Below are 19674 nucleotides of genomic sequence, written 5' to 3'. Positions count from 1 at the left end.
AGAGATGACGCAGACCGCATGCGCGGCGACGGCCGTCACCGGCATTTCGTCGATGGCGATGCGGCCGGTGCTGGCGCGACTGGCGGCCGCGCATGCGGATGAAACGGGATGCCGCGTGTCGATCACGTCCGTCGGCGGAGTCGACGCGGCGCGGCGCGTGCGGGCCGGCGAGCCGTTCGATTTCGTCGTGCTCGCGTCCGACGCGATCGAGCGGCTTGCTGCCGATGGCCATGTCGACGGGAGCAGCCGGGTGGATGTCGCGCGTTCCGGCATCGCGGTTGCGGTGGCTGCAGGCGCGGCGCGGCCGGAGATCGGCACCGAAGCAGGCGTTCGCGACGCGATCCTGCGCGCCGGCCGGATCGGCTATTCGACGGGGCCGAGCGGCGCGCACCTGAATCGCCTGTTCGTACGCTGGGGCATTGCGGACGCGATCGCGCCGCGTATCGTCCAGGCGCCGCCCGGCGTGCCGGTCGGCGAGATGATCGCGGCGGGCGACGTCGACTTCGGTTTCCAGCAGTTGAGCGAGCTGATGCATGTGCCGGGCATCGACGTCGTCGGCGTTTTGCCGGAAGCCGTTCAGGCCGTCACGGTGTTTTCCGCAGCGGTGTGTCGCGCGGCACACGATCGCGCGGCTGCCGAACGGTTTCTTGCTTGCCTGGCATCGGCGCAGGCCGATCGCATCAAGCGCGAACACGGGATGGAGCCGGCATAGGGCCGAACGGTGCAGCCGTGGCAGTGGTGCGCCGGTATCGATAAACGGATCAGATGGGAATCGGTCGTCTTCGCAACGTGCTCGCGCAGTGAGCTTAGTTATGCTGATGAAGAAGGCGGTCATGTGAAGGTTCGATTCACTCGAGGTATCGCAGGCGTTTCGTGAAGTCGCCGCATCGCCACCTGACGACGCGGCAAGCCAACCAGAACGACAGGAGACAGGAATGCAGACGAACTGCAGGGCAGGGTGGAGCGCGCGCGAATGGCGTCGCGCGGCAGGCATGCGGCGCGATGCGCTGATCCGGATACTGGCGATCGGCATGATGGGCTTGTGCGCGATGTTGGCCGGCTGGTCGAACGCGGCGAGTGCTGCAAGTGCCGCGAGCGCGGCCGGCGGCCTCGCGAATCTTCCGGCGGTGATGCCGGCGATGTCGTGCCCGGCTGTGGCGGCGCTCGACCTGAGCGGCGTGACCGACGGCACCGTCACGATCACGTCGGCGGTGCTGCTGCCCGCCGGTACGGTCGTCGGGAACAACACGCTGCCGGCACCCGTGTGCGACGTGAAAGGCACGATCGGCCCGGGCGCGTCGCTGTTCGAACTGCAACTGCCGACACAGGGCTGGACGCAACGCTATCTGCAGACGGGATGTGGCGGACTGTGCGGCAACCTGTCGGTCAACGCACCGATGGCGTCGACCTGCGTGCCGGTGACCAACGGGACGATCGCGATGGCCGCGACCGACATGGGCCACGAAGGCGGCAACGATGGCGCATGGGCGCTCGACCCGAAGGCGAAGCTCGACTTCGCGTATCGCGCCGAGCATGCCACCGCGCAGGTGGCCAAGGCGATCATCGGCAAGTTCTACGCGCGGCCCGCTCGCTATGCATACTTCGACGGTTGCTCGGACGGCGGCCGCGAAGCACTGATGGAAGCGCAGCGCTTTCCCGACGATTTCGACGGCATCGCGGCCGGCGCGCCCGCGAACGACCTGATCGTGCAGAACACGTTCCATCACGCGTGGCCGGCCGCGGTCAACACGGACCCGAAGACGGGCAATGCGATCCTGCTTGCCGGCAAGCTGCCGATGCTGCACGCGGCGGTGCTGAAGGCGTGCGACGGGCTCGATGGCGTGGTCGACGGCGTGATCGACAACCCGCGCGCGTGCCGGTTCGATCCCGCGACGCTGGTGTGCGCGGCCGGACAATCGACCGCGACGTGCCTGACGCCGCAGGAAGCCGACGTCGTGCGCCGCATCCATGACGGCGCGACGACCGCCAACGGCACGCGTCTCGAACCGCTCGTGTCGCGCGAATGGGGTTCGGAGCTGAACTGGAGCCTGTTCGTGCCGGCTACCGCCACCGCGCCGAGCGGCACGATCAGCTTCGTGCTGCCGTTCCTGCGCTATCTCGACTACTACAACGCGTCGTATCCGGCCGCGACGATCGGCGACCTGAAGTTCACGCTCGACGCGTTCGCGAAGACGGTGCCGGTGTCGAACTACCTGGCCGCGACCGATCCCGATCTGGGTCACTTCGCCGGCCGTGGCGGCAAGCTGCTGCTGTGGCACGGCCTCGAGGATCAGCACATCTCGCCGCGTTCGAGCATCGCGTATTACGAAGCGATGAAGAAGACCATGGGCGACGCGCAGGTCGACCGCTTCGCACGCTTCTACCTGTTCCCGGGCGTCGCGCACTGCGGCGGCGGGCAGGGGCCGGACGTATTCGACGTCCTCACGCCGCTGATGGCATGGACCGAGTCGGGCGCGACGCCCGGCAAGATCGTCGCGTCGATCGTCGATGCGAACGGCAACACGACACGCACGCGTCCGGTGTTTCCGTATCCGGCCACCGCGCGCTACACGGGCAGCGGCAGCACGGACGATGCGGCGAACTTCGTCGCCGATACGCAGAAGGCCGACCCGTATGTGGACCTGCACTGGGCCGGCGAATGGCTGTACTCGCCGGGCTACGAGGCGCAGTGCCGGGTCAATGGCGCGCAGCTTGTCTGCACGGGCGGCAACGGCTGGCGTGCGTACCGGCCCGGACGTCCGTGAGCGGGCGGCAAGCAGCCATCAAGACAATTCACTCACTCGAGAAGACAAGGAAGGAGACGGATACATGAAGCAACAGGCATTGCGGATGGCGCTGACGTCCGGCGTCGCGCTGGCCGCTGTCGCGCCGGCGTTCGCGCAGAGCAGCGTGACGCTGTACGGGATCGTCGACAACGGCATCGGCTACCAGAGCAACGCGACGACGGTCGGCTCGACGAGCGGCGGGAAGTCGGTCGTCCGGATGAACCAGGGCGTGTGGGCCGGCAGCCGCTTCGGGCTGAAGGGCAGCGAGGATCTCGGCGGCGGCACGAGGGCGATCTTCACGCTCGAATCGGGCTTCAACTCGGCGACGGGTGCCGCGCAGTACACCGACGCGATCTTCGGGCGCCAGGCGTGGGTCGGGCTGACCAACGCCACGTACGGCACGCTGACCGCCGGCCGGCAATATGCGTCGTACTACCAGACGATGTCGCCGTTCAGCCCGACCACGTGGATCACCGGCTACTACGGCGCGCACCCGGGCGACGTCGACGGCCTCGACACGATCTACCGTGCGAACAACACGATCGAGTACACGTCGCCGAAATGGTACGGCGTGACGTTGAGCGGTTCCTACTCGCTCGGCGGCGTGGCCGGCAGCACGAACGCGGGCTCGACATGGGCGACCGGCATTCAGTACGCGGCCGGCCCGTTCGGCGCCGGCGTCGCGTTCGAGCGCGTGAACAACTCGAACACGGCCGGCGGCACGTGGGGCGCGAACTCGACGACGTCGAACGGCGGCGCGCAGATCGGCGTGTCGGCGGTCACGAACGGCTACCAGACCGCGAAGGCGCAGCAGCGGTTCGCGGTGGGCCTCAGCTACCGGTTCAGCGATGCGTGGGACGCGACGGCGACCTACACCAACACCGAATACATCCCGGGCGCGGCGTCGAAGTTCTTCAATACCGCGATCTTCAACACGGCCGGCGCGGTGCTGCACTGGAAGCCGTCGGCGGTCTGGGATTTCGGCGCGGGCTACGCGTACACGCGTGCGACGGAATCGAACGGCATCACCGACAGCGCGCAATATCACCAGTTCAACCTGTCGCAGTACTACTCGCTGTCGAAGCGCACGGGGTTGTACCTGCTCGAAGCGTACCAGCACGCGAAGGGCAAGACGCTCGGCACGAGCGGCGCGGGCAGCATCGTCGACGCGACCGCGACGCTGGGCGACGGGTTCAACACCGCGCCGTCGTCGACCGGCAACCAGTTCGCCTTCGGCGCGGGGATCATTCACCGGTTCTGATGCGGAAGTGACCGCACGCGCCTCCGGCCTGGGCGGCTGGAGGCGCGGCGGCGTGTCACGTGACGATGCTCAGCGCCCCGTCTTCGACTGCGCCCACGCCCGTTTGCTTCCGGACGTTCGGGGTCGTGTCCGGCGCGATGTAGTCGGACCCGTTGTAGATGTTCAGTCCACCTGCCGCGGCGGCCGACAGGAGGGCGGTGGTTGCAATGGTGCGGCGAAGCGTAACCGTTTATCGCCACAGCGCGATTGTTCGCTCAAACTCGGGATTCGCCCAACGCGTGACCGCGAATGCCGGTGCCTGGGGGAGTCGGCACCGGTCTTCACGACGCCGCAGCCGGTGACGCGACATCTTTACTTCGCAAGCGGTGACAACTTCATTTGCGTCGACCGGGTTGGCTTGTTTTCATGCCGCACCGGGATATCGCGCCGTGGTGATCACCGGGCAATCGGCTCGTGTACGACTCGGCCCCGGTTCGTTTGCGGATACTCCTCGAATGGCAACCGAGCGTTGACCCTGAACCGGAATGAGTCCCGGATTCATCAGGCCACTACACACATGGCGCCCTGGCTCGAAGCAACGCTCGCCACGCTCTCTCGTTCATCTGACTCGGCAAGCGGCCTCCCGGAAGTAGTCGCTGTATCGTCGACCACGTCGACCACGTCGAGCCGATAGCCGTGCATATAGGCGGCGCTAAGACGAAGACCGTTCTCCGGTCGCAACGCCAGCTTTTGGCGAATCCGGTAGATATGTGTATCGAGGCTTCTCGACGAGCCGTCGAGCGCTCTGCCCCACACAAGCGCCCCAAGCAAATCACGCGATACGATCCGGCCAAGGTTGTCGAACAGGCAGGCTGTCAACGCAAATTCCTTCGGCGTCAGGTCGATTGGGACGCCGCGAAGCGTCACGGTGCGTGTCTCGGAATTCAGCGCATAGGCGCCCACCTGTTTCGAGTCTGCTCGCTTCCTGGCACTGTCATGCCGGCGCAGCAACGCCTTGACTCGAGCGACCAGTTCGCTTTCGCGACACGGCTTGGCGATGTAATCATCGGCGCCGGCTTCAAATGCGGTGACGACATCCGGCTCAAGTGTCCTTGCGGTCAGAAACAAGACGGTTGGTTCATCACCGAGGTTTGCGCGTATCCAGCGCAGTACGTCCAGGCCGCTCATGCCCGGCAATTGCCAGTCGAGTATGACGAGATCCATCCATTTCGCCTTGAGAAACTGCACGGCACGCTCACCGTTATGCACGCAGCAGATTTCCTGGCCGTGCAACTGCAAGGCTTTTCCGATGATCGCCGCCTGAACGGGATCATTCTCTACCATCAGAATATTCATTACATCACCACACGATCCGGCACCGGCAGCTCGCTATTGTGGATACCGGGGTGCCCCGCGGGAGCGGATCACACACCGACATATCCTGCATCGAGTCACACAGCACACTTGCGCAATTTATAAGTTGCGCGCCTGATACACCTGGCGTCCCGCCAGGGGCTCTTCGAACGCACGCATGCCGTGATCACGATCATCCAGCGTTCCCTCGCGGGGAACGCAATGGCTTCCAAATCGAGTTTCTTGACGGCTCCCGGTCGTTTTTTTGTGTTGTACACCGATGTGTGTCATGGCACTGGCAGTTTTGAAAAACAGCGTTTCCTTTTCCCCGCTCATCCTCCTTTCATCGACGAAGTCGCAGCAAGCGTGATCAAGTTGAAGCAGGCCCAGGCATGCATCCCATTGGTCACTCGCGTTTCATTTGCGCCCTGGTTGATGAATCCAGGGCAATGCAAATTCGGTCATCCTTTTTGATGCCGCGTCGGATTTGGGAACGCGGCTGGCCACGGCATCGCAAAGTGCCTCGATGCATGCCAGGATCGTCGCGTTCGAACACGCGGTAAGCTGACGCTTCGCACGGATGAACAGCAGGATGTCGGAAAATCCCGCCAACGGCGACGCGGGGCCGTCAGTCAGCGCAACCAGCCGAGCGCCGTGCTCTTGCGCACGCCGGGCTATCGTAATCGTGTCCCTGACATAGCGCGGAAACGAGAGCGCAACGACCAGGTCGTTCGCCGTTACGCCGAACAGGCGCCGCGCCGCGTGTTCCGGCCCGCCTCCCAGCGACAGCGCCTGAACATTCTTCAAGTAGGGGTTCAGGCCATGCTCCATCAAGCTCGCGAGATAGCCGCTGGAACCGTATCCGAGAATGAACACGCGCTCTGCGCCGACAAGCGCCGAGACCACCTGCTCGGCCGCATGCTGATCGAGCGCGTGAATGCATGCCTCGAGGTTCTCGGCCTCGCGCGTCAGGGACAAACCGAGCACCTTCGTCTTCGGCAACGGTGACTTGAGCGCGCTCCGCAATCGTTCGACGGGCGCGAAAACCGCTTCGAGATCCGGTACGAGGCTCGCCCGGAACTGCGGATACCCGTCAAAACCAAGCGCGCGGGCGAAGCGGTTGGCCGTGGCCACCGACACATCAACCGCGGCGGCGAACTCGTCGATGCGCATGGTGGCCGCATGAACGAGATTCGCTCGCACGAACTCCGCAACCCGCCGATGTGCGGGCGTCAGCGTTGGCATCACGCGGGCAATTCGAGCCTCTATCGACTCGTCGTCGGATCGCTCGCCCGCATCTGGAGTGGTAGTCATATCGGCTGAAATCGGGGTTGGCCCGCTCGGTAAATCCAGTTACATGAAGTCTATGATGTAAATGGATTTTCAGCACTAGAGGTTAACGAGATCAGCGATTTTGTCTGACTTTTCGGCGACGTTGATGCCCATTTCGAGCTTCGGTCGATGAACGCATGTGCTGTCCTGCCGTCGATGCGTGTTCGGGATCGTCCAGGCATAGCGTCATCTTCAGGTCGATCGGGTCGATGCAGGGCGCGGCATCGGCCGGCGTGGCAACGGCCGCGCAGAGCGCGAGAGCGGCGAGACGTTCGACCATGCGGGGCGTCCTGATTGGCGGGAAGGGCAGTCGCAGCGGAGTCCGGGACGGCGCGCCGACTCTCAACCGCCCGATGGCCCGGCTCGGCTGAAGCGCTGCTCGACCACTTCGGTTCCCCATTGCGTGCCCGCGGATTCGCTGGTCAGCGTGAAGCCGAACGACTCGTACAGATGGCGCGCCGAATCCAGCCCCTTGAACGTCCACAGATAGGTTTCGCGAAACCGCTGCGCGTCGACGAAGCGCATGGCTTCCGCCATGAGCCGGCGTCCGATGCCCGACCCGCGCAGCGCGTCGTTCACGATGAACCAGCGCAGGTGCGCGACGCGCGTTGCCGGGTCGCCGTCGATCGCGAGCGACGCGAGTGTCCGACCGTCTTCCTGGCACAGCCAGAGCGCCTTGCCGTCGGCTGGCAGCGCACCGGCGAACTCGGCCAGTTCGGTCGCCACCCGCTTTTCAAAAAAGGCGCCGAAGCCCCAGTGTTCGGAATAAAAGCGCGCGTGAAGGCTCGCGATATCGCCGATGCAGCCCGGTTGATAGCCTTCGCGGATCGACGGCGCATCGAGTGCTGCGGCGGGCGCCTTCGCGGCGTTGTCCTGCGCGAGCGCATCGGCATATAGCGCGAGCGAGCGCAGCAGCGTCTGCTGGTCGGCAGGCACCATGCGGCGCAGCGCATTCGACACCTGGTCCGTCGCGAACGTGTCGATTCGCTTCTGGAGCTTTTTCCCGTCGGCGGTCAGGTACAGCTCGGTCGCGCGCGCGTCGTCGCTCGACACGCGCCGCTCCACGACGCCGGCCGCCTCGAGACGCGCAAGTTGCCGGCTCGTGTTCGATTTGTCCAGCCGCAGGATGTTGCCCAGGTCGCGGGCGTTGATGCCGGGCGCCATCCCGATCTCGAGGATCGCGTGCACCGCCGAAGGCGCCCAGTCGCTGTCGGCCAGCGTCGCGCGCATGAAGCCGAGCTCGCGAACCAGTTTGCGGGAAAAGTCGCGCAGCTCGAGGATGGTGGCTTCGCGAGGCTTGGCGGGAGCGTCGATGAGGTCCATGGTTGGCCCGAAAAGGTTGCGGATCGCAATCAATAATAGTTGCGAGTCGCAACTTGATCAAGGCGGATTTTCAGGTGGACGGGTTATGCCGACGGAGGTGTTTCCGGAGGCCGGAGCCGGAGCGAACCAAAGCGGCGGCGAGTGGTACTGGCGCGGCTGGCGGAGTGCCGCGAACCGGACGCATACTTGGGTGTATCCGGACGGCCCGTCATGCGAACACGGGCGTCGGCCGGTCATCGATCCGCGGCGGCGGACAACGGAGCTCACCATGAACCATCTGAAGCCGATGACGATTGCGTTGCTTGCCGGATGCGGCATCAGCGCCGGCGCGGTCCACGCTGCCGGCAGCATGGATGCGCCGCCTTGCAGCGCGGCGCATGCGGCGGATCAGGGCGGGATCGCCGCGATGCCGGGCACGTCGGTCCGCAGCTTTTCGACCGCCGGTTGTTCGGGCGCGGTGCTGCAGGGCGAACGGGCCACCGCGACGGTCAACGGCGACCGGGTTGAACTGCGGGACGGCACCGTCTATGTGAACGGCCGTTCGTACGGCGCCGTCACGCCCGCGCAGACGGTCGAATACGAAGCCGCGCACGACCGGCGCACGCTGAAGGTCGACGGGAAAGTCCGCACGCCGGTGCGCTGAGTACCGGCTCGGGCATGCCGCAGCGGCGCGGCGCTTATTCGACCAGCGTCAGCCGGCCGTCGCTGAGCCGCACCTCGCGCCCGATCCACGCGGCATCGACGCGCGGCAGCACGGCGGACGGCTTGCGCAGCTCGCGCAGCAGCGTCGCGCCGTGCGACAGCCGGCCGCCCATGCGCGCGATCACGGCGCGCGCGGCCTGGTACTGCGCGTGCCGGCCCGGATCGAGCGTGTCTTCCAGCAGGATGTCGTGGCCGAGCACACCCTGCGTGTGGCCCGGATAGATCATGAACCCTGCCGCCTCGTCGGTGCCTTCGCTGCCGTCCTGCCAGAAGCTGCCGTTGCGTTCGCGGCGCTCGGGATGGGGCGCGAACCACGCGTCGCGGTCGGCGGCCGGCATCGCATGATGCAGGCGGAAGAACACGCGCATCAGGTTGTCGCGATACCACTCGCGTACCTGCAGATACCAGCCGCGCATGCCGGGCGCGCCGAGCGCGTGGAGTACGCGGATCGGCAATGGCCAGTCGGGAAACGCCTGCAGCGGCAGATTGGTGGGCGCGGGCCGTGCGGTGCCCGGATCGGTTTCCCACGGCAGGCGATGCGGGCTGTCGTCGAGCTGGCCGTACGCGGTCGGCGGACGGCCCCACAGTGTGCCGCCGCTGCTGGCCAGCGATGACGCGATGCACAGGTTGCCCTGCACGACGAACACGTAGAAGCGCGTGAACCAGTCGGCCAGTTGCTGGCCGTCGGCGCGTCGCTCGACGAGCGTCGCGAGTTCCTGGTCGAAGCGCTGCAAGCCGCGCTCGAGCGTCGGCAGGTGCCCGCGCGCGACGCGCAGCATGCGCCAGAACACCGGCAGCGAACGCAGCAGCCGCAGCGGGCGCCAGCGCAGCGGTGGTGTCGCGCCGCCGATCTCGCCGCTGTAGTTGCCGGCCGACACGCCCCAGTCGGCGAGGCGGGCGAGGAACAGGTCGTTGTTGATGTACGACGCACCGCCATAGAGCGCGGTAAATGGTTCGTTGTCCTGCAGTACGCGTGCATCCCAGCGCGCCATGATGGCCGGAATGCTGCCGGCCGCGCGCCGTTGCGCATATTCGACCAGCCGGCTGGGCTGCGGCGGCAGGATCTCGGCGATGTTTGCGGCGGTCAGGTGCCGGTGCCAGCCGTAGCTGCTGATCGGGCGGTACTGCAGCAGCCACAGCTGCTTGCCGTCCCACGCCCATTCGACATCGCCCGGCACGTAGTGGAACGCGCGCAGCACGCGTTGCAGGAAGGTCCACAGCTGCGTCGAGCCCAGCCCGTGCGCGGTCGGGAACGTGCCGCGTTGCCAGGGTTCGCCGAGCCGCGACAGGATCGCGCGTTGCGGGCTGGCCTGCCCGTCGGCGAGCGTTTCGAGGTGGCCTTCCACCCACTCGACTTCGACTGCGAGATGGCGCACGAATGCGATGCCGGACAGCACGGGCGTGATGAAGCGCTGCACGACCGTTTCCTCGAGGCCGCCGTCGAGCAGTTCGGCCACGCGCGCGGCTGCCTGCGACGCCGGTACGCGCAGGAACGTCGTGTGCAGGCCCGCGTTGGCCGCATCGGCCTGGTCTTCGCCGTGGCTCGACGAGCGGATCGCCCACTCGGCGTCGGGCTGGCTCGCAAGAAAGCCGGGCAGGCGCGGATCGTCGGCGCGGGTCAGCGACAGCGCGGGCGGCACGGGCAGGCCGGCCATCGTGGCCAGGGCCAGGCGCCCGCCCTTGGTGTGCGCGACGAAGCCGGCTTCACCGGCTTCGAGCCAATGCACGAATGCCGCCGGCGCATCGATCCACGGATAGTGTCCCCAGCCGGCCTGCAGCGTGACGGTGAGGTCGGCGCGCGCGAGGATGGCCGACCACGCGGCGGCCTGGCGCACGCCGAGCACGTTGTCCTGGTCGCCCCACACGAGTTCGATGCGATCGCTGACCCACTCGAGCAGCGGCAGCGCGGTATCGGCGCGCACGAGATCCCAGTGCGGCAGGAATGCGCGGCAGCGCGCATAGCCGGCGCCCATGCGGCGGTACTGGGCCCGCGTCCAGGTCAGGTTCGAGAACTTGCGGGCAAACAGCGTCGGGTAGTGCGCGAGCAGCCAGTGGATCGTCTTGCGCAGCGGTTTCGGCGCCATCAGTTTCGGCAGGCGCCGTTCCCACAGGAACGCACCGACAGGCGCGAGCAGCACGCTGCGGCCGAAGTGGCCGGGGCGTCGCTGCAATGCGTGCAGCACCAGCAGCGCATTCACGCCGACCGCCATGATCGCGTGGCCCGGCTCGGTCGCGTCCAGCAGCGCTTGTGCATATGCGGCGAGATCTTCGCAGGGCGGCGCGGGGTTGTCGCCGAAGCCCGGCAGTTCCAGCGGCACGGGCCGGTAATGCCGGAAGTGGGGCAGTGCATCGTCCCACCAGTCGGCCGCGCTGCCGTTGCCGGCGAGGAGGTACAGGATCGGTTTGCTCATGGAGGCGTCGTCGGCGGGCGATCGTCGCGGTGGCGCATGCCCGGTCAGGGCGGCGCCGTCGACGGATGCCGCGGGTCTTGTTCGTGTTGTCTTGTTCGCGTGGCGCCGGTGCGAGTGGAATGGAGGCGTGGCCCGCTCGGCTTGATGCTTGATGGTTGCGGGCATTCTACGCGAGTCGATTCGGATGACTGCCGCTATGTCCAGCGCGACTCCCCACAGTCGCTGGTCATGAATGACGTGTGCGGGAAGCCCGGATGCCGGCAATGAAACCGGCTTGCCGTGGTTCGTCGTGAGGGTTTCCGCTGCAGGTTTTCTGAACGAGCGCCCATTGCGCCCTACGCGTCAGGGTCCGCGCCGGCGCGCGGCGTGCGCCCGGTCCAGCGCCGATACGCATGCCGGAAGCTGCGCGGCTCGCTGTAGCCGAGACGCTCCGCAATGGCCGCGACCGTCAACTCCGGGTCGTCGAGCATCCGCACCGCCTCGTCGCGGCGCACGTCGTCGAGCAGCGCCTGGAACGTGAGACCGTCCTTGTCGAGCCGCCGGCGCAGCGTGCGTTCCGTCAGGTGCAGCGCGTTCGCGAGCGACGTCATCGACTTGAAACGCGTGAGATCGCGCGCCATCAACTCTTTCGCGCGATCGGCGAAGCGCGTGCCGACCGACGCGGCCCACTGCCGTTCGAGCGCCTCGCACTGGCCATGCAGCGCATTGAAGCTGACTTCGTTCGCGAGAAGCGGCATCTCCGTGCCGTTCACCGACGTGAACACGAGCCGGTTGTCGCCCGCATTGAACGCGATCTTGCAGCCGAAGTGGCGCGTGTAGTCGGCCGCATTGCGCGGCGTGCGGCGCGCGAGCTGCACCTGCGCGGGCCAGACCGGCTTGCCGACGAGATCGGACACGATCAGGCGCAGGCTCGACAGGCACATGTCGACCTGGAACACCTCGAGATCGGGCTCGCCGTTGTAGCGGCTGATCGTCACGCTCATGCCGCCTGCGTGCGCATCGATACGCACATCGAAATACAGCCCCATGAACAGCGGAAACTGCCCCATGCACCGGAATGCCTGCATCACCGAGCCGCTGATCAGCATCGCATAGCCGGCGAGGCCGAGCGTCGACACGTGCAGCCGCGCACCGATCGACAGCCCGATCGACGGCACGCCGCTGCGCTGCAGCAGGTTGTGGAAGCAGCGCTGCTCCTGGCCGCGATTCACGTGCAGGTTCGGCGACGCGACTTCGTCCGCGCCGAGCCCCGTGCCTTCGAGCAGCGCGGCACCGTCGATATGCCGCACGCGGCACTCGTCCAGCGCGACCGCGATCGCGTGGACGGTGGCGGGAATGTCCTCCTGGCGCCCGGCCGGGCGCGCGAGGCCGAGCGACGAACGCAGGCTGCGCTCGGCCCGGCTCTGGCTTCGATGGGAACGGCTGTCCATGGTGCTGACGGGGCGACTGGGTCGAGTAGAACATAGCCGGAATGTCCGCAAAACGCCAGTGCGGCACAGCACCATGCATGACTCGCCGGCGCGATGCGCGGCGACGTGTCCGGAAATATCCCCTGATTACGTCCGCTTTTCTCATTCGTGGCCGATTTTTTGGCGCACCACACTTTCTCCCAGTCGTCCGCCGCCGGCCGAGCCGGGCGAACGAGTGTTGAAGCCGTGAACGCCACCCACGTGAGGACAGCATGGACAACGACAGCCCGGGCCGATACGCATCAGCCGCCGCGACGCACGACTTCGGCGCGCACGCGCTTCGCGGCGACGCGGACGACCGCCGCAAGCCGCACCTGCTCGGCCTCGCGACGCTGGTGATCTTCGGCCTCGCGTACATGCTGCCGATGACGGTGTTCACGACCTACGGGCTCGTCACGAGCGAGACGAACGGGCACCTGACGGCCGCGTATGCGGTCACGCTGGTCGCGATGCTGTTCACCGCGCGCAGCTACGGCCACATGGCGCGGCTGATGCCGAGCGCCGGGTCCGCCTATACGTTCGCGAGCCGCAACTTCGGCACGTCGGCCGGCTTCATGGTCGGCTGGGCATTGCTGATGGACTACCTGTTCATCCCGATGATCAGCTACCTCGCGATCGGCATCTACATGAAGCAGATTTTTCCGATGGTGCCGGCCAGCGTGTGGATCGTCGGCAGCATCGTGCTGATCACCGGGCTGAACATCGTCGGCATCCGGCTCGTCAATCGCGTAAACCTGATCCTGATCGCGAGCCAGCTGGTGTTCATCACGATCTTCGTGATCGTATCGGCGCGGGTCACGGCCGGAGAAGGGTTGTCGATGGCCGTCGCGCTGCCGTCGTCGGGCGATGCGCGCGGGATCTTCGCCGGGGCCGCGATCCTGTGCCTGTCGTTCCTCGGCTTCGATGCGGTCACCACGCTGTCGGAGGAAACGCGCGAGCCGAAGCGCACGGTGCCGCTCGCGATCCTGCTCTGCACGCTCGCGAGCGGCGTGCTGTTCATGCTGGTCGCGTACGTCGGGCAAGTGGTGTTTCCCGACTGGCGCGCATTCAAGGATCTCGATTCGGCCAGCCTCGAACTGATGCGGCGCATCGGCGGCGGCACGCTGTCTGCGTTCTTCGTCGCGGTGTACGTGGCCGGCTGTTTCGCGAGCGCGATGGCCGGGCAGGCGAGCGTGACGCGCGTGCTGTTCGCGATGGGCCGCGACCGGGTGCTGCCCGAACGCGTATTCGGCCACCTGCATGCGCGGCTGCGCACGCCGGTGCGCGCGACGCTCGCGGTCGGCATCGTGTCGCTGTCCGCGCTGTTCATCACGCTGGATCTTGCGTCGACGATGATCAGCTTCGGTGCGCTCGTCGCGTTCGCGGTCGTGAACCTGTGCGTGATGCGCAGCTATCTGTGCCGCCCCGAGCATCGCCGTTTCGCGGGCTGGATCACGTTCGGCGTGATGCCGGCGCTCGGCTTCGCGATGAACGTGTGGCTGTGGTCGGGCCTGTCGCGCCAGACGTTCTACGTCGGCACCGGCTGGCTCGTGCTCGGACTCTGCCAGCTCGTGTGGCTGACGCGCGGCTTCACGCGCCCGGCGCCGACGCTGTCGATGAATTGAATGACCGGACGCGCTGCGCCGGACTTGTAACCCTGAAGGAGGAACGACCCATGAACGCTGTTGACGTCAATCTCGATGCGGACCTGCAGGCCCTCGGCAAACGCCACCTGCTGATGCATTTCACGCATGCCGATGCGTATCGCGACCACGCGCTGACCGTGTTCGACCGCGGCGAAGGCTGCTGGCTCGTCGACCGCAACGGCAAGCGCTACTTCGACGGGCTGGCCGGGCTGTACTGCGTGCAGGTCGGCTACAGCCACGGCGCGGAGATCGGCGACGCGATCCGCGAGCAGATGGTGCGGCTGCCGTTCGCGACCAACTGGGGGGTGGGCCACGAGCCGGCGATCCGGCTCGCGCACAAGCTCGCGGCGCTCGCGCCGGAAGGGCTGAACCGCGTGTTCTTCACGTCGAGCGGCTCGGAGTCGAACGAATCGGCGATCAAGCTGGTGCGCCAGTACCACCAGTCGCGCGGCGAGCCGCAGCGGCGCAAGTTCATCGCGCGGCGCGTCGCGTATCACGGCACGTCGTTCGGCGCACTCGCGCTGAACGGGATGACGAACTTCCGCAAGCATTTCGAGCCGCTGATGTCGGGCGTGCGGCACGTGGGCAACACGAAGCGCTACGGCCGCCCGGTTGGCGAGACGGAAGCGCAGTTCACGCGCCACCTGCTCGACGAGATCGAATCGCTGATCGTGCAGGAAGGGCCGGATACCGTCGCCGCGATCGTCGTCGAGCCGCTGCAGAACGCGGGCGGCAGCCTGACGCCGCCGGCCGGTTACGCGGCCGGGCTGCGCGACATCTGCGACCGGCACGGCGTGCTGCTCGTCGCGGACGAGGTGATCTGCGGGTTCGGCCGGCTCGGCGAATATTTCGGCTCCGCGCGCTACGGGCTGAAGCCGGACATCATCACGTTCGCCAAAGGCATCGCGTCGGGCTACGTGCCGCTCGGCGGCGTGATCGCGAGCGACGCGATCGTCGACACGGTGCTCGACGGCCCGCAGCAGATGTTCCTGCACGGCGCGACGTACGGGGGCCACCCGGTCGCGTGCACGGCCGCGCTCGCGAACCTCGCGATCATGGAGCGCGAAGGCGTGCTCGAAAACGTCCGCAGTAACGAAGCGGTGTTCCGCCAGACCCTCGACGGCCTGCTCGAACTGCCGTGCGTCGGCGACGTGCGCGGCGACGGCTACCACTACTCGCTCGAACTCGTGACCGACAAGGCCGCGCGCCGCTGGGCGGCCGGCATCAGCGCGCAGGCGTTCGTGTCGACGCTGCTCGCGCCCGCGATCTTCGACGCGGGGCTGCTGTGCCGCGCGGGCGTCGATCACGAAGGCACGCCGATCGTGCAGTTCTCGCCGCCGCTCGTGATGTCGCGCGACGAGATCGTGTGGTTCGTCGCGCAGATCCGCGACATCCTCGTCGACACCTATGCACGGGCGACGCGCTGAGCGCGGCGTCCTTCATTTCAGGAGCATTCGATGCGAACGTCACAACAGTCCTATCTCGACGGCCAGTGGCTCGATCCGGCCGATGCACGATCGATCGACGTGATCGATCCGGCTACCGCACGGCCGTATGCGCAACTCAGGATCGGCGGTGCGGCCGACGTCGATCGCGCGGTTGGCGCGGCGAAACAGGCCTTCGACACGTATTCGCGCTGGCCGGTGGACGAGCGCGTCGCGCTGCTGCAGCGCGTGCTCGACATCTATCAGCGCCGCTACGAGGAGGTCGCGCAGACGATCAGCCAGGAGATGGGCGCGCCGATCGCATTCGCGCGCGCGGCGCAGGCCGCGGTCGGCACCGCCCATCTCGAACAGACGATCCGTGCGTTGCGGTCGTTCCGTTTCAGCACGCAGACCGATTCGCTGCTGGTGTCGCACGAGCCGATCGGCGTATGCGCGCTGATCACGCCGTGGAACTGGCCGATCAACCAGATCGTGTGCAAGGTCGCGCCGGCGCTCGCGGCCGGCTGCACGATGGTGCTCAAGCCGAGCGAGATCGCGCCGTTCAGCGCGATCCTGTTCGCGGAGATCCTGCACGAAGCCGGCGTGCCGTCCGGCGTGTTCAATCTCGTGCACGGCTACGGGCATGAAGTGGGCGATGCATTGTCGCGGCATCCGGATGTCGACATGGTGTCGTTCACCGGGTCGACGCGCGCGGGCGTCGAGGTCGCGAAGGCCGCCGCCGATACCGTGAAGCGCGTGCACCAGGAGCTCGGCAGCAAGAGCCCGAACCTGGTCCTGCCCGACGCCGATATCGAGGATGCGGTCACGCGCGGCGCGCGCAGCTGTTTCAGCAACAGCGGCCAGTCGTGCAATGCGCCGACGCGCATGTTCGTGCATGTCGACCATCTGGCGCTGGCCGAGCAGGCTGCACGCCGGGAGGCGGAGCGCACGGTCGTCGGCGATCCGCGTTTGACGGAAACCGGCATCGGGCCGGTGGTCAGTCGCACGCAGTTCGACCGCATCCAGCACTTCATCCGGCTCGGGATCGAAGAAGGCGCGACGCTCGTCGCCGGCGGCCCTGGGCGGCCGGACGGGCTCGGAGACGGGTTCTACGTGCGGCCGACGGTGTTCTCGAACGTCACGCCGGACATGACGATCGCGCGCGAGGAGATCTTCGGGCCGGTGCTGGCGATCATGACCTACCGCACCGAGGACGAGGCCATCGCGCTCGCGAACGATTCGGTCTACGGGCTCGCGGCCTACGTGCAGTCGAAGGATATCGAGCGGGCGCGCCGGGTGGCGGCGAGGTTGCGGGTCGGCAATGTCCACATCAACTACCCGCCGTGGAATCCGGCCGCGCCGTTCGGCGGCTACAAGCGCTCGGGCAACGGCCGCGAGTATGCGGAGTTCGGCCTCGTCGAATATCTGGAGACGAAGGGCACGACGGGGTACGCCTGAGCGTACGGGCGATGACGATCTCGGTCGCCCGGGGAAAGCGAGACACGGATGCGTACTCGCCGGTGTCGTCGCCGCTCGCGGCGTCCGGCCGTAGCGACCGAACGACCGTACCAGGCCGGAGCCTCCCCGGCATCCATGGCGCGGCTGACGCAGCCCGTGCGCTGCGAAGCTCGCGGCGTCGCGTCGACGCCGCGCTCGCCGGTAATCAGTCCTCGTCGGGATCCGATGCGCTCGCTTCGGATCCCACAACGGGCGCGGCGGTCCGCCGGCGGATCTCGGAGTCGAGGATCAACCGCCCGCGCAGCTTGCCCTTCATCCGCTTCACATGCTTGGGCGCCTCGGTCATGTGCTCGACCATCAGCGCCCGGACACGTTCGGCGTCGCGCTCGCGCGCGGCCTGCAGGATCGCCTTGTGGATCGACACGTTCGCCTCGCCGAAGCGCTTGTGTTCCACGAGCGGCGTATCGTTCCGGAACTCGATCAGCTGCCGGATCATCTCGTTGATCAGCTCGCAGCTGAAGCGCAGGAACGGGTTCGGGTTCGCGGCCGCGAGGATGTCGTGGAACGTCGTGTCCTCCTGCCGCTGGCGCAGCATGTGGCCGCGGTCGTGCACGCCCGACGCGCCGTCGCAGCACGCGATGTTCGCCTCCAGCGCCGTGAAGTCGCGCTCGCTCAGGTGCGGCACGGCACCGGCTGCCAGCTCGGGTTCGAGCAGCTTGCGCACGGTGTAGATGTCGTCGATCGTCACGTCCTTGAAGAACAGGTAGTTCTGCAGGAGCTGCAGCGTGCGGTCGAGCGGCACCTCGACGACCATCCCGCCGCCCGACGGCCCCGTCGTGACCTTGATGAGCCCCTGCACCTCGAGCGACTTCAGCGCCTCGCGGATCGTGCTCTTGCTCACGGCATAGAGCTGCTGCAGCTCGGCTTCGCGAGGCAGGCGGTCGCCCGGCTTCAGGTCCTTCTCGGTAATCAGCCGCTTGATTTCCTCAGCGACGAGGTCGGCCCGCTTCGGCTGCTTGATTTCGACCGCGAGGCCCGCCCTGGCTCGGTCCATGACCATCTTCACGACTCCTTTGTCTGACTGCGCGCCGCGTCATCGTCGACGATCCGTTCCGGCGCGGGTAGGGAATTTTGCCTGATTGACACCAATTTTGATCAACTCTAGCATCAGGTTCATTCTATTTATCATGATAAATAGGATCAACCGGCGGCGCGCATCCTGCAGGGCGTGGGCACGGTTTGGCAGTCGGTCGCATCGCGTGTGTCCCCCTTTATCAGGAGCGTCAACTTGAATCGCCGAGAACTGTTGAAACTGGCCGCGTTGTCGGCCGTGCCGGGTGCGCTCGGCAGCATGTCGTCCCGTGCCGCGTTCGCGCAGGGCTCATCCATCCAGCTGGCGTGCCCGGTGCCGATGTCGGGGCCGTTCGCCGCCAACGGCAAGTACGCCGATCTCGGCATGCAGCTCGTCGTTCAGCAATACGGCAAGGTGCTCGGCGCGCCGCTCGCCTATACGGCGCTCGACACCGAGGGCAAGCCCGCGACCGCCGTGCGGCGCGTGCAGGAGATCGCGCAGCAGAAGGGCGTGCGTTTCTTCGCGGGCGGCATCCTGTCGTCCGAATCGCTGGCGATGGGCAAGGAAGTCCAGAAGGCGGGCGGCGTGTTCATCACGACGGCCGGGGCGGACGAGATCACCGGCAAGGATTGCAATGCCGCGACGTTCCGCTGGTCGGTGCCGACCTTCGGCGCGATCGAGCAGACGGTGCGCCCGTTGACGCAGATGCTGCCGAAGGCGAAGCGCTGGTACACGATCACGCCGCAATACGTGTTCGGCGACGGCCTCCTTTCGGCCGCGAAGGCGATCTTCAAGGAAAAGGGCATCGAGCATGTCGGCAACAGCTACCACTCGCTCGCGGAGAAGGAGTTCAGCGGCTACCTGACGAACGCGGCGGCCGCGCAGCCGGACGTGCTGCTGATCCTGAACTTCGGCTCGCAATCGTCGGACACGCTGCGCCAGGCCGTCAGCTTCGGGATGAAGCGCAACTGCACGATCCTGCTGGCGTGGGCGTCGGGCCTCGAGCAGTTCGAGGCGCTCGGGCCCGACATCTGCGACGGCGTGTATTTCGGCGCGCAGTACTGGCACGGCATCGATTCGCCGCTGAACCGCGACCTCGTGAAGCGCGCGAACGCCACGTTCAAGGCGAACCCGAACTACAGCCTCGCGGGTTCGTACATCTGCTCGAAGATCCTGGTCGACGCGATGGTGAAGGCCGGCAGCGCCGATCCGAAGAAGGTCGTCGCTGCGATGGAAGGCATGAAGTACGACGGCCTCACCGGCCCGGAGGAAATCCGCAAGGGTGACCACCAGGTGCTGAAGAACTACTACCTGCTGAAGGGCAAGCCGAAGAGCCGGATGAAGAGCGCGGACGATTACGCCGACATCGTCAGCTCGGGCCAGTCGTTCCTGCCGGTCGACAAGACGAGCTGCAAGCTCGCGTGACGCAGTGCATGCGTCCGCGGCCTTCGTGCGCCGCGGACGTCCGTTACCTTCCTT

Annotated in this window: 16 protein-coding genes and 1 pseudogene; 8 read left to right on the top strand and 9 right to left on the bottom strand. The window is 66.8% G+C overall.

All coding sequences use genetic code 11. The features are described from left to right. Positions 1-4 precede the first annotated feature (4 nt). From BCO18175_RS14815 to BCO18175_RS14805, 3 genes are all read left to right on the top strand, one after another. Positions 5-712 carry a substrate-binding domain-containing protein gene (locus BCO18175_RS14815; protein ID WP_174981930.1) on the top strand — a complete coding sequence of 236 codons (708 nt, stop codon included), beginning with the start codon at positions 5-7 and terminating at the stop codon, positions 710-712. Between the two features lie 223 nt (positions 713-935). Then, complete coding sequence (locus BCO18175_RS14810) at positions 936-2765, top strand: tannase/feruloyl esterase family alpha/beta hydrolase (RefSeq protein WP_174981928.1); 1830 nt, start codon at positions 936-938, stop codon at positions 2763-2765. A gap of 64 nt (positions 2766-2829) precedes the next feature. Beyond that, a complete protein-coding gene (locus BCO18175_RS14805; protein ID WP_174981926.1) occupies positions 2830-4047 on the top strand; it encodes a porin in 1218 nt (405 codons plus the stop codon). Positions 4048-4141: 94 nt separating this feature from the next. On the opposite strand, the pseudogene BCO18175_RS41110 reads toward BCO18175_RS14805, so the two are convergent. From BCO18175_RS41110 to BCO18175_RS14780, 6 genes and pseudogenes are all read right to left on the bottom strand, one after another. After that, positions 4142-4255: pseudogene (locus BCO18175_RS41110) on the bottom strand (polyamine ABC transporter substrate-binding protein); the annotation flags it as partial. 332 nt (positions 4256-4587) lie between these two features. Continuing rightward, on the bottom strand, positions 4588-5382 hold the full coding sequence (locus BCO18175_RS14800; protein ID WP_174981923.1) for a response regulator transcription factor: 795 nt from the start codon (positions 5380-5382) through the stop codon (positions 4588-4590). A 117-nt stretch (positions 5383-5499) separates the two neighbouring features. Further along, a complete protein-coding gene (locus BCO18175_RS14795; RefSeq protein ID WP_174972361.1) occupies positions 5500-5715 on the bottom strand; it encodes a hypothetical protein in 216 nt (71 codons plus the stop codon). An 81-nt stretch (positions 5716-5796) separates the two neighbouring features. Next, positions 5797-6693, bottom strand: a complete 897-nt coding sequence (locus BCO18175_RS14790) for a MurR/RpiR family transcriptional regulator (RefSeq protein ID WP_241019491.1) — start codon at positions 6691-6693, stop codon at positions 5797-5799. A 91-nt stretch (positions 6694-6784) separates the two neighbouring features. Then, positions 6785-6991: a hypothetical protein gene (locus BCO18175_RS14785; RefSeq protein ID WP_174981921.1), complete on the bottom strand. Its 207-nt coding sequence runs from the start codon at positions 6989-6991 to the stop codon at positions 6785-6787. A gap of 62 nt (positions 6992-7053) precedes the next feature. Beyond that, positions 7054-8034 carry a bifunctional helix-turn-helix transcriptional regulator/GNAT family N-acetyltransferase gene (locus tag BCO18175_RS14780; protein WP_174981919.1) on the bottom strand — a complete coding sequence of 327 codons (981 nt, stop codon included), beginning with the start codon at positions 8032-8034 and terminating at the stop codon, positions 7054-7056. A 268-nt stretch (positions 8035-8302) separates the two neighbouring features. Between BCO18175_RS14780 and BCO18175_RS14775 the strand changes: the two genes are divergently transcribed. Continuing rightward, positions 8303-8677 carry a sugar ABC transporter ATPase gene (locus BCO18175_RS14775; protein WP_174981917.1) on the top strand — a complete coding sequence of 125 codons (375 nt, stop codon included), beginning with the start codon at positions 8303-8305 and terminating at the stop codon, positions 8675-8677. A gap of 34 nt (positions 8678-8711) precedes the next feature. Here BCO18175_RS14775 and BCO18175_RS14770 read toward each other — a convergent pair whose 3' ends face one another. Together BCO18175_RS14770 and BCO18175_RS14765 are read right to left on the bottom strand one after the other, a co-directional pair. Beyond that, the gene (locus BCO18175_RS14770) at positions 8712-11147 is read right to left on the bottom strand and encodes a PEP-utilizing enzyme (protein ID WP_174981915.1); all 2436 of its coding nucleotides are present in this window, start codon (positions 11145-11147) and stop codon (positions 8712-8714) included. 335 nt (positions 11148-11482) lie between these two features. Further along, on the bottom strand, positions 11483-12577 hold the full coding sequence (locus BCO18175_RS14765) for an AraC family transcriptional regulator (protein ID WP_174981913.1): 1095 nt from the start codon (positions 12575-12577) through the stop codon (positions 11483-11485). A gap of 251 nt (positions 12578-12828) precedes the next feature. Between BCO18175_RS14765 and BCO18175_RS14760 the strand changes: the two genes are divergently transcribed. Genes BCO18175_RS14760 through BCO18175_RS14750 form a run of 3 tightly spaced genes read left to right on the top strand, consistent with a single transcriptional unit; the run spans position 12829 to position 17123 of the window. Further along, positions 12829-14220: an APC family permease gene (locus BCO18175_RS14760; protein WP_174981911.1), complete on the top strand. Its 1392-nt coding sequence runs from the start codon at positions 12829-12831 to the stop codon at positions 14218-14220. Positions 14221-14270: 50 nt separating this feature from the next. Continuing rightward, on the top strand, positions 14271-15668 hold the full coding sequence (locus BCO18175_RS14755; RefSeq protein WP_174981909.1) for an aspartate aminotransferase family protein: 1398 nt from the start codon (positions 14271-14273) through the stop codon (positions 15666-15668). A 30-nt stretch (positions 15669-15698) separates the two neighbouring features. Next, positions 15699-17123: an aldehyde dehydrogenase family protein gene (locus BCO18175_RS14750; RefSeq protein WP_174981908.1), complete on the top strand. Its 1425-nt coding sequence runs from the start codon at positions 15699-15701 to the stop codon at positions 17121-17123. A gap of 205 nt (positions 17124-17328) precedes the next feature. Here BCO18175_RS14750 and BCO18175_RS14745 read toward each other — a convergent pair whose 3' ends face one another. Beyond that, positions 17329-18183, bottom strand: coding sequence for a FadR/GntR family transcriptional regulator (locus tag BCO18175_RS14745; RefSeq protein WP_174981906.1), 855 nt, complete (start codon positions 18181-18183; stop codon positions 17329-17331). A 228-nt stretch (positions 18184-18411) separates the two neighbouring features. Here BCO18175_RS14745 and BCO18175_RS14740 point away from each other — a divergent pair, with 228 nt between their 5' ends. Next, positions 18412-19620, top strand: coding sequence for an ABC transporter substrate-binding protein (locus BCO18175_RS14740; RefSeq protein WP_174981904.1), 1209 nt, complete (start codon positions 18412-18414; stop codon positions 19618-19620). Positions 19621-19674: the final 54 nt, after the last annotated feature.

Source organism: Burkholderia lata (assembly GCF_902499335.1).
GTDB lineage: Bacteria > Pseudomonadota > Gammaproteobacteria > Burkholderiales > Burkholderiaceae > Burkholderia > Burkholderia lata_B.
This window is presented reverse-complemented; position numbering and strand designations above follow the sequence as displayed.